This is a genomic window from Microcystis sp. M31BS1, from assembly GCF_020245285.1.
GTDB classification, from domain to species: Bacteria; Cyanobacteriota; Cyanobacteriia; order Cyanobacteriales; family Microcystaceae; genus Microcystis; species Microcystis panniformis.
In genome coordinates this window covers 1-14,409 of the sequence record NZ_JADBVE010000225.1, presented here as the reverse complement: position 1 = coordinate 14,409, position 14,409 = coordinate 1, and the positions used below count along the sequence as shown (strand labels likewise).

At 39.2% G+C, this 14,409-nt stretch carries 18 protein-coding genes and 4 pseudogenes; 10 read left to right on the top strand and 12 right to left on the bottom strand.

Annotated features, from left to right (window positions below):
• The 3 genes and pseudogenes from IM509_RS13370 to IM509_RS13360 all read right to left on the bottom strand — a co-directional run.
• A pseudogene (locus tag IM509_RS13370) lies at positions 1-165 on the bottom strand (ISNCY family transposase); the annotation flags it as partial.
• A 176-nt stretch (positions 166-341) separates the two neighbouring features.
• Entirely contained in the window at positions 342-590 is a 249-nt protein-coding gene (locus IM509_RS13365; protein ID WP_260441284.1) for an AAA family ATPase, read from the bottom strand.
• Positions 591-661: 71 nt separating this feature from the next.
• Entirely contained in the window at positions 662-1,498 is an 837-nt protein-coding gene (locus IM509_RS13360) for an ATP-binding cassette domain-containing protein (RefSeq protein ID WP_004161530.1), read from the bottom strand.
• Between the two features lie 257 nt (positions 1,499-1,755).
• Between IM509_RS13360 and IM509_RS13355 the strand changes: the two genes are divergently transcribed.
• A complete protein-coding gene (locus tag IM509_RS13355) occupies positions 1,756-2,196 on the top strand; it encodes a DUF29 domain-containing protein (protein ID WP_002790561.1) in 441 nt (146 codons plus the stop codon).
• 142 nt (positions 2,197-2,338) lie between these two features.
• Positions 2,339-2,508 (top strand): annotated as a pseudogene (locus IM509_RS24120) (DUF29 family protein); the annotation flags it as partial.
• Positions 2,509-2,802: 294 nt separating this feature from the next.
• Here IM509_RS24120 and IM509_RS13350 read toward each other — a convergent pair.
• On the bottom strand, positions 2,803-3,669 hold the full coding sequence (locus IM509_RS13350) for an alpha/beta fold hydrolase (protein WP_052278031.1): 867 nt from the start codon (positions 3,667-3,669) through the stop codon (positions 2,803-2,805).
• 295 nt (positions 3,670-3,964) lie between these two features.
• On the opposite strand from IM509_RS13350, the gene IM509_RS13345 reads away from it, so the two are divergent.
• From IM509_RS13345 to IM509_RS13320, 6 genes are all read left to right on the top strand, one after another.
• Positions 3,965-4,945 carry an ABC transporter ATP-binding protein gene (locus IM509_RS13345; RefSeq protein WP_043995759.1) on the top strand — a complete coding sequence of 327 codons (981 nt, stop codon included), beginning with the start codon at positions 3,965-3,967 and terminating at the stop codon, positions 4,943-4,945.
• A 183-nt stretch (positions 4,946-5,128) separates the two neighbouring features.
• On the top strand, positions 5,129-6,070 hold the full coding sequence (locus IM509_RS13340; protein ID WP_052278030.1) for an ABC transporter ATP-binding protein: 942 nt from the start codon (positions 5,129-5,131) through the stop codon (positions 6,068-6,070).
• On the top strand, positions 6,060-6,890 hold the full coding sequence (locus IM509_RS13335; RefSeq protein ID WP_002757415.1) for an ABC transporter permease: 831 nt from the start codon (positions 6,060-6,062) through the stop codon (positions 6,888-6,890). The genes IM509_RS13340 and IM509_RS13335 overlap by 11 nt, the downstream gene beginning before the upstream one ends.
• A gap of 2 nt (positions 6,891-6,892) precedes the next feature.
• On the top strand, positions 6,893-8,419 hold the full coding sequence (locus IM509_RS13330; protein WP_072926781.1) for a GldG family protein: 1,527 nt from the start codon (positions 6,893-6,895) through the stop codon (positions 8,417-8,419).
• Positions 8,420-8,467: 48 nt separating this feature from the next.
• The gene (locus IM509_RS13325; RefSeq protein WP_004161535.1) at positions 8,468-9,088 is read left to right on the top strand and encodes a Uma2 family endonuclease; all 621 of its coding nucleotides are present in this window, start codon (positions 8,468-8,470) and stop codon (positions 9,086-9,088) included.
• A 112-nt stretch (positions 9,089-9,200) separates the two neighbouring features.
• Positions 9,201-9,776, top strand: coding sequence for a Uma2 family endonuclease (locus tag IM509_RS13320; RefSeq protein WP_072926783.1), 576 nt, complete (start codon positions 9,201-9,203; stop codon positions 9,774-9,776).
• Positions 9,777-10,052: 276 nt separating this feature from the next.
• On the opposite strand, the pseudogene IM509_RS13315 reads toward IM509_RS13320, so the two are convergent.
• The 4 genes and pseudogenes from IM509_RS13315 to IM509_RS13300 form a co-directional block, all read right to left on the bottom strand.
• Positions 10,053-10,157, bottom strand: a pseudogene (locus tag IM509_RS13315) (PEP-CTERM sorting domain-containing protein); the annotation flags it as partial.
• Between the two features lie 51 nt (positions 10,158-10,208).
• Positions 10,209-10,544 (bottom strand): type II toxin-antitoxin system PemK/MazF family toxin, encoded by a 336-nt coding sequence (locus IM509_RS13310; protein WP_052278029.1) that lies wholly within the window; start codon positions 10,542-10,544, stop codon positions 10,209-10,211.
• Complete coding sequence (locus IM509_RS13305; RefSeq protein WP_002734916.1) at positions 10,545-10,799, bottom strand: hypothetical protein; 255 nt, start codon at positions 10,797-10,799, stop codon at positions 10,545-10,547.
• Positions 10,800-11,198: 399 nt separating this feature from the next.
• A complete protein-coding gene (locus IM509_RS13300; RefSeq protein ID WP_170863933.1) occupies positions 11,199-11,570 on the bottom strand; it encodes a hypothetical protein in 372 nt (123 codons plus the stop codon).
• Positions 11,571-11,850: 280 nt separating this feature from the next.
• Here IM509_RS13300 and IM509_RS13295 point away from each other — a divergent pair, with 280 nt between their 5' ends.
• Together IM509_RS13295 and IM509_RS24115 are read left to right on the top strand one after the other, a co-directional pair.
• Positions 11,851-12,096, top strand: coding sequence for a hypothetical protein (locus IM509_RS13295; RefSeq protein ID WP_185237454.1), 246 nt, complete (start codon positions 11,851-11,853; stop codon positions 12,094-12,096).
• Positions 12,089-12,250 (top strand): annotated as a pseudogene (locus IM509_RS24115) (type II toxin-antitoxin system RelE family toxin); the annotation flags it as partial. The gene IM509_RS13295 and the pseudogene IM509_RS24115, both read left to right, overlap by 8 nt.
• 493 nt (positions 12,251-12,743) lie before the next feature.
• Here the strand turns inward: IM509_RS24115 and IM509_RS13290 are convergent.
• The 4 genes from IM509_RS13290 to IM509_RS13275 are packed head-to-tail and all read right to left on the bottom strand — an operon-like array spanning position 12,744 to position 13,793.
• Positions 12,744-13,196 (bottom strand): type II toxin-antitoxin system VapC family toxin, encoded by a 453-nt coding sequence (locus tag IM509_RS13290; RefSeq protein ID WP_185237455.1) that lies wholly within the window; start codon positions 13,194-13,196, stop codon positions 12,744-12,746.
• On the bottom strand, positions 13,196-13,432 hold the full coding sequence (locus tag IM509_RS13285) for a hypothetical protein (RefSeq protein WP_008202209.1): 237 nt from the start codon (positions 13,430-13,432) through the stop codon (positions 13,196-13,198). The genes IM509_RS13290 and IM509_RS13285 overlap by 1 nt, the downstream gene beginning before the upstream one ends.
• 26 nt (positions 13,433-13,458) lie before the next feature.
• On the bottom strand, positions 13,459-13,557 hold the full coding sequence (locus tag IM509_RS13280; RefSeq protein ID WP_128575298.1) for a type II toxin-antitoxin system PemK/MazF family toxin: 99 nt from the start codon (positions 13,555-13,557) through the stop codon (positions 13,459-13,461).
• Positions 13,551-13,793: an AbrB/MazE/SpoVT family DNA-binding domain-containing protein gene (locus IM509_RS13275; RefSeq protein ID WP_072926785.1), complete on the bottom strand. Its 243-nt coding sequence runs from the start codon at positions 13,791-13,793 to the stop codon at positions 13,551-13,553. The genes IM509_RS13280 and IM509_RS13275 overlap by 7 nt, the downstream gene beginning before the upstream one ends.
• Between the last annotated feature and the right edge of the window lie 616 nt (positions 13,794-14,409).

Below are 14,409 nucleotides of genomic sequence, written 5' to 3'. Positions count from 1 at the left end.
TTGGGTTTTCCCTTAGGAATAGAACCATTCTTGTTCCTATGGTGAGAACCACAACGCTTGACAGGGGAATAGAGGTGAACTAGGGGGGGTACTTTGTTCGGTGCTAGACTGATATTTCAGTAAACCAGACAGGAGCCAGAAAAAGATATTTATCAGAAAAGTCATAATCAAGCTAGAGGTTTAAAGACTGATCGGGTTCCAATTATTTTTATTAATAAATATTTTACACAATTCATACCAGGTAAGCAAGAGGGCTACGCCACTACTACCGAATCATTACCAAATTGACAATGTTCTAAAAGTTCCGTTTCCTTAAGACTCATGGGTTAGTTTCTCCATCTTTATTTCAATGGTTTTGGTTCTATCTCTTTAACATGAGCGGGAGTTAAAGCTTGACAGAGTTCATAGGAATGAGTGGCTAAGATATATTGATTGCTAGGTTCCCATTCCTGCAAGTCCTCAATAATTCTATATTGCCAGTCGGGATGGAGAGCAATCTCAATTTCATCCATCAAGACAATCGCATCTTTTATCCTACGATACTTTAGCCACAGATAGATACTTAATCGCTTCAGTTCCCCATGACTCAAATCCTCTGGATATAATTATTCTCCGTTTGTGTCCCCTTTGAATTTAAAGGTAATCCCCGATATATCTTTATCTAAATTAATTTCTTTATCCGAAAAATTGAGTTTAAGTTTTGCCGTATTAGTTGATAGTTATTTCCATATTTACCCGTTTCTATAGCTTGAGCAAAATCTTGATCACGAGCCATGATAAAGTAATTAATTAATAGCTCAACTGGCAGAAAATCGTAGGTAAATAAGTTGCTAAGTTTCTCTTTAACATCTGTCATGGCTAAATAATAGTTACTAGAGTCTGGATTCCCTTGATTTATCTGAAAAAGACTCTTGTTAGTAGCTTTGGGTAAAAAGATAAAAACTTGCGCTGAAGGTGCGGCTAAAAATATTTTTGAAGATAATTCTTTCATGAATAATTGAAATTCTTCTTGGGTGGTTTGACTAAATTTACACAACAAAAATATCTCTTCATTCTTCTGGTTATTGGCTCGACAAAGATATACGAATTGACCGTCAATATCAGATACACAGCCTTTTATTATATAAACATCCCCAAAATGATATACTAATTGACCGTCAAGATCAGATACCAAGTCTTTTATATAAGCATATCTGCAAATAAAAAAATCTAGTTTCACTTCTTCCCGATTGTCGGTTAGAATTTCAAACATAGCCAGGGTTTTCTGCTCTAACTCATCTTCTAGTTGACATCGATGGAGTACATTTACCACATATTCTATCTTTTCTGGATCACCAGAACAATGAAGCAAGATAAAAATCAATTGTAGAAGGGTACTTTTGCCACCGCCATTTTGACTACCGATAGGGAATATTTGAGGAAAAAAGTCTTTCTCGAAACTAAGATCAATATTCTTTAACACTCGAAAGTCAGGAACTTGAACCCGTAGTAACCGCATTGTTAAAACTCCTGTAATCCTATCCTGTTGCTCATCTGCTTATTGTAGCTCACAGGCAAAGGTGAAACAATCTCTTATCCTACCAGTCAAATTCCAGCAGATTTCCCCAAAAAAACCCTTGACAAATCCCCCCACTTGACAGATACTTATATATAGAATGGGAATCCGTGCCTGCCTGCGAACCCTCTTTTTTTAGGTTAGATAAGCGTCAAAAAAATAAAAACCTAATACCTGACCAGTGCTAAAGAGGATAGGTTATGACAACTAAAGACTTATACGAACAAGACTATCCTGCTTGGTTAGAAGAAACGGCCAAACAACTGCGACAAAGACAGACAGATGTATTAGATTGGGAACATCTCGGAGAAGAAATCGAAGCATTGGGGAATGAACAGAGACATAAAGTAGATAGTTATCTCCTACAATTACTCATTCATCTGCTTCTCTATCAATACTGGCCGGAGGAACGAGAAAGATGTGCGCGGGGATGGCAGGACGAAATCGGTAACTTTCGGGTGGAATTAGAACTTTTATTGGAGTCGAAAACCCTTTATAACTATTTTTTAACCAGAATCGCCGTTATTTACCCCAAAGCAGTGAAGCGAGTCCGACAAAAAAGCCAATTACCGGCCGCTATCTTTGCCGAAAGCTGTCCCTATAGTCCTGAACAAATCCTCGATTCCGATTTTCTCCCCTGAAATTCCAGCAGATTTTTTCAGAAAAACCCTTGACAAATCCCCGCACTTGACAGATACTTATATATATAATGGGAATCCCTGCCTTCCTACAGACCCTCTTTTTTCAGGTCAAATAAGCGTCAAAAAAATAAAAACCTAATACCTGACCACTACTAAAGACTTATACAAACAAGACTATCTTGGTTGGTTAGAAGAAACGGCCAAACAACTGCGACAAAGACAGACAGATGTATTAGATTGGGGAACCAACAGAGACATCAAGTAGATAGTTATCTCCTACAATTGCTCATTCATTTGCTTCTCTACCAATACCGGCTAATGTCTTCCCTAAGCTGTACTGAATTTAAATTGCGTATTGGATGTTTGAGTACAAATGCTCAAACTCCTTCTCCCTGCTCCCAAGTCCAGTGCAGTCTTAACGAGTAATTTAGATAGTCAACAGCTTACCAGTCAAATTCCAGCAGATTTTTTCAAAAAAACCCTTGACAAATCCCCGCACTTGACAGATATTTATATATAGAATGGGAATCCGTGCCTTCCTACAGACCCTCTTTTTTCAGGTCAAATAAGCGTCAAAAAAAAACCTGATAACCGATCCCTAACTACCTATAAGCTTTTCACCCAATCACTAATCAACTGGTTAACCTCTGTGGGAATTTCATCGTGGGGACAATGACCGGCAGTTAGATAATATTCTGTCAGAGAAGGATAGTATTGACGGAATTTGGCCCCGCGTTCCCTAGTATTCATCCAAGGGTCCCCCTCACCCCATAACATCAACAGGGGACAACTTAACTTTTGCAGGAGAATATCGACATTTTCCCCCCGGGGAGATTTAAACACAGAAGCAAAAACTTTGGCTGCTCCCGCATCCAGGGAAGGACGACGGATATCTTCTATTAACTGCTCAGTAATGGCACTGCGATCGAGATATACTTTCTCTAGGGTTTTGCGGATAGTTTTGGGTTGACGGGTATAGAGAAATAAGAGATAACTGGCCCAGGGTTGCAGCAAGATCGATCGCAGTAATTTTTGTGCTAAATTAGGCTGACGATTGCTTTCTGTATCGCTAAAGGGACCGGCACTATTGAGGAGAATTAATCCCCGAACATTCTCAGAGTGATTAGCAGCCACGCAGAGAGAAGCGTAACCCCCCAAAGAATTACCCGCTAAAACCGTCGGTTGCGCCACAACTTCCTTGATAAAATCATTTAATTGTTGCTGCCAAAGACTGCCACTATAGACAAGATCTGGTTTAGCTGATCTACCGAATCCTAACAGATCGATCGCCCATACTTCCCATTCTGAGGCTAAACCTTGCAGATTTTTTCGCCAATGGTCGGTGGAAGCGCCAAAACCGTGGACTAATAGTAAAGGGGGTTTTCCCGCGACTCTAGTACCCGCTTGCACATAGTGTATCGAATGTCCTTGCCATTGCCAATTTTGCTTTATCGTCAGAGCAGCTGTATTCATCTGGTGTTTTGTTAAGTAATGTTAATAATTCTTAGTCTAACCGATTGGGAAACTGGAGACAAAGCTAGAGATTTTTGGCCAAGCCCCTTGACTGAAAAGGGAACTTGACATATGCTTATATATATAATGGGAATCCGTGCCTGCCTGCAAACCCTTCATTTTTGGGCAAATAACCCTAAAAAACACTCTCAAAAAAATCTTGAGCGGGATTAATCCACTGGTATGGGTGGCTAACCCTAGAGAATTACTCCTGAATCATTGGGACAGTTTTTTTGCTAATTCTGATATAACAGCCATGAAGATTTTGACGATTTTACGGGGATTAATCGACAAAAATCCCTTAACTGAGGCGGATTTAGCAGAATTACTAGCGATCGAATCCTTAAATTTTAGGGAGACTAACCCTCTCATCCTACAGGAAAGGGCGGAACTATTAACGATTCTCTGGCCGCGAGTCTGGCAAAAATGTCAGGAGTTAGGGATAAATCAGCCAAATCAGATTTTGATCAGCTGTTGGTGCTTCTGGATTCCTTGGGCGCTAGAGCTACGCAGCCACGCAAAACCGTTGATTCAAGGCATTTTGGCTCCCCAAGGCACGGGGAAGACAACCCTAACATCCATAATGTCGATTATTTTAGCCTATTTTGATTTAAAAGTAAATAATCTCTCTTTAGATGATATTTATAAGACCTATAATGAGCGAATAAAATTGCGTCAAAAGGATGAAAGATTGCGCTGGCGTGGTCCACCGGGTACTCATGATATAGCATTAGGAATTAAAGTTTTAGAACAGGTTTGTCAGCAAGAAAGTCCGATTTTAATACCGCGTTTTGACAAGTCCCTGCATCAAGGACAAGGAGATAGAATTGCAGCGGAACAAGTGGAGGGAGTTGATATTCTTTTTTTCGAGGGTTGGTTTGTGGGCATGAATCCAATAGAAGAAACAGTCTTTGATCATGCCCCCGATCCGATTAATAGCGAAGAAGACCGACAATTCGCCAGGGATAATAATCAAAGATTACGAGAATATCTACCCCTCTGGTCAAAAATCGATCGCTTACTGATTCTTTATCCCCTTGACTACCGTTACAGTTTACAATGGCGACAGGCAGCCGAAACAAAAGGAGGTATGAACCCATCAGAAATCGAGGAATTTGTCAAGTATTTTTGGAAAAGTTTACATCCGCAATTATTTCTCCCACCCCTGCTCAAACAAGCGCATCTAGTGGTAGAAATTAATCGGGATCATAGTCTGGGAAAAATCAGTTATCAGTGAGTAGTAATTAGTAATCATTGAAAAGAAAGCCCCGAACTGGTCACTTAACAGACTGAAAACTCCTATCTGATAACTCCCATCTGGTAACTGATAACTGATAACTGATAACTGATAACTCCCATCTGATAACTGGTAACTAATAACTGGTAACTGGTAACTGATAACTGATAACTGATAAAGCTTATGATTGAAGTGGAACATCTGAGTAAAATTTATGGTTCGACCACGGCAATTAGTGACGTGGATTTTACCGTAGAAAAAGGAGAAATACTCGGTTTCTTGGGACCGAATGGAGCGGGAAAAACCACGACTATGAGGATTTTATCTGGTTATATTCCTGCCACAACAGGAACGGCAAGGATAGCAGGATACGATGTGCATCAACAATCCTTAGAAGTGCGTCGTCGCATTGGTTATCTTCCTGAAAATCCCCCCTTGTATCCAGAGATGACCGTGGAAAGTTTTCTTGATTTTGTGGCACGGATTAAAGGCATCTCATCGGGGGATAGAAAAGCGCGGGTAGATTTAGTTTTAGGTAAATGTCAGTTACTAGAAAAAAGAAAAGTTATTATCCGCAAGTTATCCAAAGGTTATAAACAGCGTGTGGGAATTGCCCAAGCGATCGTACACGATCCACCGGTAATTATTTTAGATGAACCGACAGTAGGATTGGATCCGAAACAGATTATCGAGGTGAGAAATCTAATTAAAAGTTTAGCGGGAGAACATACAATTATTCTCTCCACTCATATTTTACCAGAAGTGAGTATTACCTGCGATCGAGCGACAATTATTAATCGGGGTCGCATCGTAGCCAATAATATTACTACCGCTACCCCTGCTGGTTCCAGTTATGAAATTGAGATCGAAGGTGATAGGGATTCCCTGTTAGAAATCCTTCAACAAATGCCGCAAGTCGAGCAAGGGGCAAAAGTCGGCGATAACCTGCTCAAAATTGTTGGTCAAGCGGGGACAAACCTAGGGGCAGAACTTGCTAGAATAGTTGTCAACAATGGTTATAACCTATTAGAAATGCGTCGCACGCGTAAAACCCTAGAAGACATCTTTCTGGAAGTAATCGGCAGCGGGGAAAGTAACCAGCAAGAGGAGAGAAATGATCAATAATATCTGGGCGATTTTTCGCAAGGAATTTCAAAGCTATTTTACCGCCGCCAATGCCTATATCATTATGGGGATATTTTGGTTAGTAGCGGGATTTTTCTTTAACTCCCTTCTCTACGGCATTATTCTCGATATTGGTATCCAAGAACAATCGGGATTTCTGGTAGCCAGAGATACGGTGTCTGAATTTATGACCACTTTCATCGGCATTATTTTATCCTCCTTATTGTTGGTTATTTTGCCGGCTCTGTCTATGGGATTATACGCAGAGGAAAAAAAACAGGGAACCCTAGAACTTTTAGCCACTTCTCCCCTGACTAATTGGAGTATAGCCATCGGTAAATTATTGGGAGTGCTGGCCTTTTTTACCGTGATGATTACCCCCCTCTGGATTTACGAAATAGTGGTTTTTAGTACCGCAGTTCCCCCAGTAAATATAGCCAGTATTTTACTAGCTCATCTAGGATTAATTTTACTGGCAGCGGCCATCCTAGCCATCGGGATGTTTATATCTTCCCTCACCAATAGTTCTATCCTTGCTTACATCATCACCTTTATCACCATCTTATTTATCTGGATACTGGATGTAATTGCTAACAATGCCGAAACCTTCTTTCGAGATCGCATTGGGGGAGAAGTGGGAGAACAGATCGGATTTTTCCTGAAAGAATTGCTCTCCCATCTATCTTGGTATCAACCCTTTAACAATTTCGTGCGGGGAATTTTTGACAGTAGTAGTTTAGTCATCCTCCTCAGTTATATTCTGCTGGGAATCTTCCTAACTACTCAAGCGATCGAAGCGGACCGTTATCAAAGAAACTAACTATGATATCCTGGCAAAAATACAGTAAATTTCTCTATATACCCGCCCTCTTTCTGGGTAGTGCTGGCTTAACAGTGGGGTTAATCTCTGGTCAGTGGTCATCCCTCTCTCTGGGGTTATTAATTGCCGGGGCTATTCTGTTTCTAGGGTGGCTGTTGTTATTAGTAATCACTTCCAAAGAATTTTGGCAAAAAAGAAGTACCCGCACTGGCACTCAAACCCTCATTACTACTATTATTGTCCTCAGCGTTATCGGTTTAATTAACTTTCTCGCTCTCCGTTATCCCTATCGAGTTGATTTAACCGAAAACCAAATCTTTAGTTTATCCCCCCAAACCGAAAGACTATTAACCAATCTGTCAAAACCAGTCAAAGTCTGGATTTTTTCAACCCGGGGAATCAGTGCCAACGAAGAGGAACTTTTAGCCAATTATCAACGCAAAAATCCCCAATTTCAGTACGAGATAGTTAACCCGGAGAAAAAACCCAATATCGCTCAGGAATTCAAAAAACTAGCTGATGATAATCTGTCTAGAGTCTATCTACAGTATGGTGACAAAAAACAACCCCTAAAAACTATTAGTGAACAGGAAAGTCTCACCGAAGCGAAACTGAGTAATGCCATCGAAACCGCTAAAACTAATCGCACTTTAACCGCTTATTTTCTGCAAGGTCATGGAGAAAATGCCATCAAAGAACCTCAAGGTGGATTAGTGCAAGCAGTCAATAGTTTAGAAGCAAAAGGTTATCAAGTAGAACCACTTAATCTAGTGGAACGTTCCACCATTCCCAATAATGCCGATGTCATTATTATTGCCAGTCCCAAAAGAAAAATATTTCCCCAGGAAGTCACCGCTTTAAAAAACTATCTTGAGCAGGGGGGCAAAATTTTATTAATGATTGACCCCCAAACCGAAACCGGATTAGAACCCTTATTAACCCCTTGGGGTGTGAAACTAGATAATCGGATTATTATTGATGCTTCCGGTGCTGGGGAAATCATCGGTTTAGGTCCGGCTAGTCCCATTATTACCAATTACGGTAATCATCCGATTACTCGCGATTTTGCCAACGGTATTTCTATCTTTCCCTTTGCTCGTCCCATCGCTACCGTTCCCATCGAAGGAATTGAAGCCGTATCTTTAATGATTACTAATGATAAAATGTGGGCTGAGAGTGATTTAAATGATCAGAATCTCCAGTTTAACCCTGAAAAAGATTTAGCGGGCCCCTTTGATTTAGGAGTTGCTCTAACGGGAAAAAAAGGTAAATTAATCGTGATTGGTAATGCCAGCTTTGCCAGCGATGGACTATTTGAACAACAGTTAAACGGAGATATATTTTTAAATTCTGTGCAGTGGTTAGCCAGTGGTGAAACAGCCACATTATCTATCCGGGCTAAGGAACCAGAAAATAGAAGAATTAATTTAAATCCCCTGCAAGCTAACGCTATTTTTTGGATAGCGATGGTAGTAATGCCTTTAGTAGGATTTACCCTAGCTGGATTGACTTGGTGGCAACGTCGTTAATCGAGTTAGAATCTAGAAAAATGATCTCTCTTCTTCCCCCTAACTGCCATGACCACAACCCAAACTATCCCCCAATTGTTGACTTTTGATGACTATATCAATCAATATCCCGATGATGGACAACAATACGAATTAATCGCAGGAAAATTATTGGCCATGATGCGACCGATCGGAAAACACGAAGAAATTGGCGGATTTGTTTCTGGAACCCTATTCTTAGAGATAAATCGGCAGCAATTGCCCTATTTTATCCCCAATACTGCGGCAGTAAAACCCCTTCGCTCTCATACGGGTTATCTACCCGATATTATTGTCTTAGACAGAGAAAATCTAGTTAATGATCCCTATTGGGAAACTGCTTCCTCAATTTCTCTGGCAACATCAGCTAAATTAATTATTGAAATTGTCAGTTCCAATTGGCGAGATGATTATCTGAAAAAATTCGACGACTACGAACAATTAGGAATTGCCGAATATTGGATTATCGATTATTTAGCCAAAGGTTCGGCCCGATATATCGGCAGCCCCAAAGAACCCACCATTTCTATCTATCAATTAATTGATGGAGAATATCAAGGTAATTTATTTAAACAGGATCAACGTCTTATTTCAGGGGTTTTTCCAGAGTTAAACCTCACTGCTAATCAAATTTTTCGTGCTAGAGCTTAAAGAAAAACCCGTATTTTTAGATTGGACTTATGGCAAAAATCAAAAATTGTCCTGAGAGTCAGGAGTCAGGAGCTTATAATAGAAAACAACTCAAGAGCGGAGAAATCAATCAATGTTTACCACAATAGAAGATAAACAAGCCCTTTCCCTCGAAGTATTTCTTGCCCTTCCAGAAACTAAGCCTGCTAGGGAATATTATCATGGAATTGTCACTCAAAAACCTATGGCCAAAGGAAAACATAGCATCTTACAATTTGAGTTAGCCTCTGCCATTAATCAACAGACTAAACCTCAAAAATTAGCTTATGCTCTACCTGAATTGCGTTGTACTTTTGCAGAACGTTCAATTGTGCCAGATATTGCGGTGATTCGTTGGGAGAATTTGCCAAGAGATCTAGATGGAGAAATGGCCGATCAATTTTTACGTTATCCAGATTGGATTATTGAAATTATGTCTCCTGAACAATCTGTTACCTTAGGGATGGAAAAGATTATTTTCTGTTTACAACAAGGAACAGAATTAGGTTGGTTGATTGATCCTTTAGCAAAGTCAGTCACCGTTTTTCAAACAGGATTACCGAAAGTACATATTGCAACTGAAGGAAATAATGAGCCTTTAGCAGTGATTAAAGGTTTAGAACGTTGGTCAATATCAGCAGCGGATATTTTTGCTTGGCTAAAGGTTTAATTTGTTCTGTCAGCATCGTTTGGTTTATCAGTTTATTCCAGAAGAGTAAAGTTGTCAAAGTTATAGGGATATGGACTCATTTTTTAATTATTTTATACTGGTAGCATTAATGATTGATTTGGATTGTAAAAATTAGGAACATGAAAAGCTTATGTTATAAGACTTTTGCCTTCCGCAAAGCGGTATAAATACCCTCAAGATAACATAAAAATACGATATAAATTCCCCCATTCAATTGACTGAATCAAGGGGCATTTATGGTATTTTAGAAACAATTTAGCCTACTTTTCTGGTTTCTTTTTCGGTGGATTTGGATGGTTTTAGTTTACGCTTCAGGGTTGAAGCTGCGCCGAGTGTACTAAGTAATAGGAGTCTTAAAGTTCAAGTTTTCCAGAAAGGAAATTAAACTAATTAAACATTCATATTAGGGTTTTATGTTAAATCTAATGTGTATCGCATCGCTTCTTCCAATTGCTGTAAATAACTAGAAGAAAGTGTCCCCAACTGTCTCTGAAGTCGTTGTCTATCAATAACAACAATTTGATAACATAAGGCTACTGATTCCTGATTTAAACCTCCTTGTCCTGCGGGAATAACCATTGTTCCGGGGATTTGTGCGCGACGTAAATTACTGGTTAATGGAATTACAACAACAGTGCTAGTGAAGCGATCAATATTGTTATATTCGACAATAATAACAGGTCGAATACCAGCTTGTTCTGAACCACGACTCGGATTCAAATCAGCTAGATAAATATCGCCTCGCATTTATTCCTTATCCTCTTGTTCAAGGTGAGATAAATAATCGGGTAAAATACTTTCTGAAAAGCTAATATCCTCTTGAGCAAATTCATTTTGTAACGACTGTGCTTCTGCATCTGAAATATTATCCCATTTCTGAAAACGTGAATTTCTTTGTAAGGATTTGACAAATTCAAGGACTTGTTGCTGTTTTTCTAGCGGTAAAGTCTTAATACTTTGCAAAATCTGGTCTTGAAGATTATTAATATGGGTGACAGACATTTTAGCTTTTACTATATTTACACCAGTCTAACTATTTTACCACAAAAAACGCTCTTGTTGTTAATTAGTTAGCAACAATTAAATAATAGACAATAAACAATACACAAAAAATACCCCCTCAACTGACTAAATGAAGGGGCATTTATGGTGTTTTTAGAAGCAATTTAGCCGACTTTTATGGCTTAAGTTTGCGCTTCAGGGTTGAAGCTGCGCCGAGAGTGCCGAGAGCGAGGAGGAAAGTTATAATTTGAGGAACACTATTAGATATGTAGATATGATTAGATAAGGTACAATGAAAGATGTAGATGCACCTACTTAAGCCATGAAACAAGTTCTCAAAAATATTGAGGTATCGGAGATTCCCACACTAATCGATACATGGATAGATATTCCTGTAAATTAATCGATAGTAAAAAATGTGGGATATCCCGAACGATCAGCACGTATGGAATAATATGTATTGGCTGGAACACCATGTAAAGGTGGTATGGCTAAATAACAACGCCGGAAAGTTTTATCCAACATAGTTTTTTGCATACATCTTTTTACCGATTTCACGGGGATCAGGCAACTAATACTACTAAAAGTCGCACCAGGAATACCTGGCACTATCGAAAATCTGTCATGATCATTTATACACTTATATACTTGACCAGATTGAGCTATTAAAAAGTCTTTGTTTTCACTTAAGTTAAATGTTTTAGCTTGTCGAGACACAGTTAGTCCCAATAAAGTTAATACAGCCGTTATGTATATTACACTTGTTTTCATTAATGTATCTCCTCAAAAGTGCGATCGCCTTCTCGCAGCTAGGTGAAGCAACAACCCAACCCAAGACACAAGGCAGATAGTAGAACAATACACATTCCCCCCCCACAACTGTATTAAAAGTTACAGTTTAATAAATCTTTATATTCCTTTCTTAATCCCGATAAAGAAACCGCAGAACCAAGTCGGTTGTGAACAGCCCACCGTTTTTACCATTTTTGGTTAGTATCTGGATGTGGTATTATTTGAGGTGTGTTTGGATTATCTGATACGATCAAGGTCTATGACAACTTACTATGAAATCCTCCGCCAAATAGAGAATCTTCCCCTTACGGATAAGTTGCGACTTTTAGAGGATTTAAAAACTATCATCAAGCCGACCCTAGCGCCAAAAGATGACGATGAGATCATTCCAGCCGAAGAACTTGCTGAAAGCCAAGCAGCATGGCAAGATTATTTATCCGGTCGAGATACTGGAATCACTTCAACAGAATTAAAATACAAACTATTTGGAGATAAACTTGGCTGATTATATTCTACTTAGACAAGCAGAACGCTACTTAGAAAGAATGCCAAAAAATGACCAAATTCGTATTCTTGAAGCTTTGGATACTTTGATTTCGGATTCTACAAAATTAGATATTAAACCCCTTTACGGAAGAGATGAACTAAGATTGCGGCTCTTCTCGACTTTGTGTGATAATTTTTGCTTATGTAAGGTTAAATGCTTACTGGGCAAGACTTTTAGGACTATTTTGAAAGAAGAAACTATCAGTATAGACCTCGTTTACACACAGAAACCAGAAGAGCCAGATTGCGAGTGGGTAAGTAAGTACCTAAGCAAAATTAATTACACATTTCGATAAAGCTTTTGCCTCTTGCCTATTGCCTCTTGCCTGTCTTCACTAGGAAATTTATTTTGCATGACTACTTATAGATTGTTGTTTTTTGAAGATAGAGATAACAATCTATAGGTCATTACAACTATTAAACCTCGCAGCGATGTCTATAAATAATACCAGAACTCTTTTCTAGACTGCTGTTTCTCCTTTCGCCATAAAACAGTGATTCACAGAGGAAGGAATTTCAGGCGTTTTCCACTGTTTTACTCCTTCTCAGGCGACCTATCACCTTCCGTGAGGGATTGTGGCGCGATATGTCGGATTTGCTGCCTAATTATTGGGAATTAATGAAATCTTGAGGATGAACGATGGTAATATTGGGAATAGGGATAAAGTCATCAGGATTAAAGGTTAATAAATGGGTAATGTTAGAAGCTTTCATGACAGCAAGAAGCCTAATATCATGAGTGCGTTTTCCTTTAATGTTGTAGATGGTGACTAATTGAAACCAAAGGGGAAAAATATCCAGCGTTTCTGCAATTAATGTAAAGTTATCTAATAAATCATTGACATAATTTGTAGCTTGTGCTGGAATCCAACCTAAACCATTAACATCAAGGGGTCGGGTTGCAACTACCCAAAATTCAATTAAAACTTGAGGAATAATAACACATTCATTAGCTGTTTCGACGATTTGAGTAATTACATTATTAGCAAGAGAATAAGTTGCTGAAGACGTATCAGCCGCCCGAAGCAAAATGTTAGTATCCAGTAAATATTGAGTCATTAGTCTTCATACATAGTATCACGGTGTAAAGCTTCATCAGGTAAATTCGCACTTGTTTTAGGAAGTTTAGCGATTACTTTCTGCCATTTTTGAGCTTTTTCCTGGGGAGTGAGACTATAATCTGGGGAAGGGAGGGAAATTCTTGAGGTGAGAGATTCGGTGAAGGATAACACTTCTTGTTGTTTTTCTAAGGGAAGTTTTCTTAGGTTTTTAATGATAACTTGTTCAATGTTCATTTGACTTAGACTAATAGGCAACCATATCAATCATATCTCATAATGACACAAGGTCGGGTTTTTTGCAGTTCGGAACCCCTAGTCGGATCGAGTTCCACTAGAACCACAGTAAATCTTTCTACCATAGATTTTCTGGCTCGAACTCGTTTTCCACTCCTAACCAATCCTGTAACTCTGCTTCGAGCGGTTCGTCATCAAATAATTCAGTCCACCCCTCTCTCACCTTCTTTTTAGCACTCAGAATAATTTTTTTACCTTTGACTATCGCTTCGACTTCATCAGTGAGTTCGCACTGTTCCATAATCGCTTGAGGAATTGTAATTCCTTGAGAATTGCCGATTTGTATGATTTTCAGCAACATTTTTGACTGCTTGGTAAACACACTGTCATTATATCAATCAACCGCTTAAACAGCCCCACCCAACGCCAAAGGCAGACAACAGAATAATGCACACTATCTCCATCAAAAAAGCATCAAAAGTTACAATTTAATAAATCTTTACATTCTTCTCCCTAGCTTAGGGATTGACAGGGGAAGGAGTCTCAGGTGGTTTCCCCTGTTTTACCCCTTCTCAGACGAACTATCGCCTTTCGTGAGGGATTGTGGCGCGGTGTGTCGGATTCGGTATTATTTATAAATATCACCACGAGGACCGATCTCAGTGACAATGAAAAGACGTTCTTCCTGACTGACGGACACATTTGGCTCTTCTGGTTTCTGTGTGGAAACGAGGTCTATACTGATAGTTTATTCCGCCAAATAGCACTAAAAGTCTTGCCTGATAAGCATTTCACGATTCCATAAGCAAAAATTATCACACAAAGTCGAGAAGAGCCCACATTTTTCAATACAAAGACAAGTACTGTTATGTGAAAGCCTCAAACTCCTGAATAAAAGAAAAGGTAATTTTGCCATAATAATCCTGACGAGCTTTGCGAGAAGAGCCAACAGGGAAAAGGGTCAACAGAAAATAAGT

What these genes read in the sequence shown, in the direction of transcription:
- IM509_RS13360 (WP_004161530.1), bottom strand. Translation starts at nt 1,498, where the DNA reads ATGCGGTTACTACGGGTTCAAGTTCCTGACTTTCGAGTGTTAAAGAAT.
- IM509_RS13355 (WP_002790561.1), top strand. Translation starts at nt 1,756, where the DNA reads ATGACAACTAAAGACTTATACGAACAAGACTATCCTGCTTGGTTAGAA.
- IM509_RS13350 (WP_052278031.1), bottom strand. Translation starts at nt 3,669, where the DNA reads ATGAATACAGCTGCTCTGACGATAAAGCAAAATTGGCAATGGCAAGGA.
- IM509_RS13345 (WP_043995759.1), top strand. Translation starts at nt 3,965, where the DNA reads ATGAAGATTTTGACGATTTTACGGGGATTAATCGACAAAAATCCCTTA.
- IM509_RS13340 (WP_052278030.1), top strand. Translation starts at nt 5,129, where the DNA reads ATGATTGAAGTGGAACATCTGAGTAAAATTTATGGTTCGACCACGGCA.
- IM509_RS13335 (WP_002757415.1), top strand. Translation starts at nt 6,060, where the DNA reads ATGATCAATAATATCTGGGCGATTTTTCGCAAGGAATTTCAAAGCTAT.
- IM509_RS13330 (WP_072926781.1), top strand. Translation starts at nt 6,893, where the DNA reads ATGATATCCTGGCAAAAATACAGTAAATTTCTCTATATACCCGCCCTC.
- IM509_RS13325 (WP_004161535.1), top strand. Translation starts at nt 8,468, where the DNA reads ATGACCACAACCCAAACTATCCCCCAATTGTTGACTTTTGATGACTAT.
- IM509_RS13320 (WP_072926783.1), top strand. Translation starts at nt 9,201, where the DNA reads ATGTTTACCACAATAGAAGATAAACAAGCCCTTTCCCTCGAAGTATTT.
- IM509_RS13310 (WP_052278029.1), bottom strand. Translation starts at nt 10,544, where the DNA reads ATGCGAGGCGATATTTATCTAGCTGATTTGAATCCGAGTCGTGGTTCA.
- IM509_RS13305 (WP_002734916.1), bottom strand. Translation starts at nt 10,799, where the DNA reads ATGTCTGTCACCCATATTAATAATCTTCAAGACCAGATTTTGCAAAGT.
- IM509_RS13300 (WP_170863933.1), bottom strand. Translation starts at nt 11,570, where the DNA reads ATGAAAACAAGTGTAATATACATAACGGCTGTATTAACTTTATTGGGA.
- IM509_RS13295 (WP_185237454.1), top strand. Translation starts at nt 11,851, where the DNA reads ATGACAACTTACTATGAAATCCTCCGCCAAATAGAGAATCTTCCCCTT.
- IM509_RS13290 (WP_185237455.1), bottom strand. Translation starts at nt 13,196, where the DNA reads ATGACTCAATATTTACTGGATACTAACATTTTGCTTCGGGCGGCTGAT.
- IM509_RS13285 (WP_008202209.1), bottom strand. Translation starts at nt 13,432, where the DNA reads ATGAACATTGAACAAGTTATCATTAAAAACCTAAGAAAACTTCCCTTA.
- IM509_RS13280 (WP_128575298.1), bottom strand. Translation starts at nt 13,557, where the DNA reads ATGGTAGAAAGATTTACTGTGGTTCTAGTGGAACTCGATCCGACTAGG.
- IM509_RS13275 (WP_072926785.1), bottom strand. Translation starts at nt 13,793, where the DNA reads ATGTTGCTGAAAATCATACAAATCGGCAATTCTCAAGGAATTACAATT.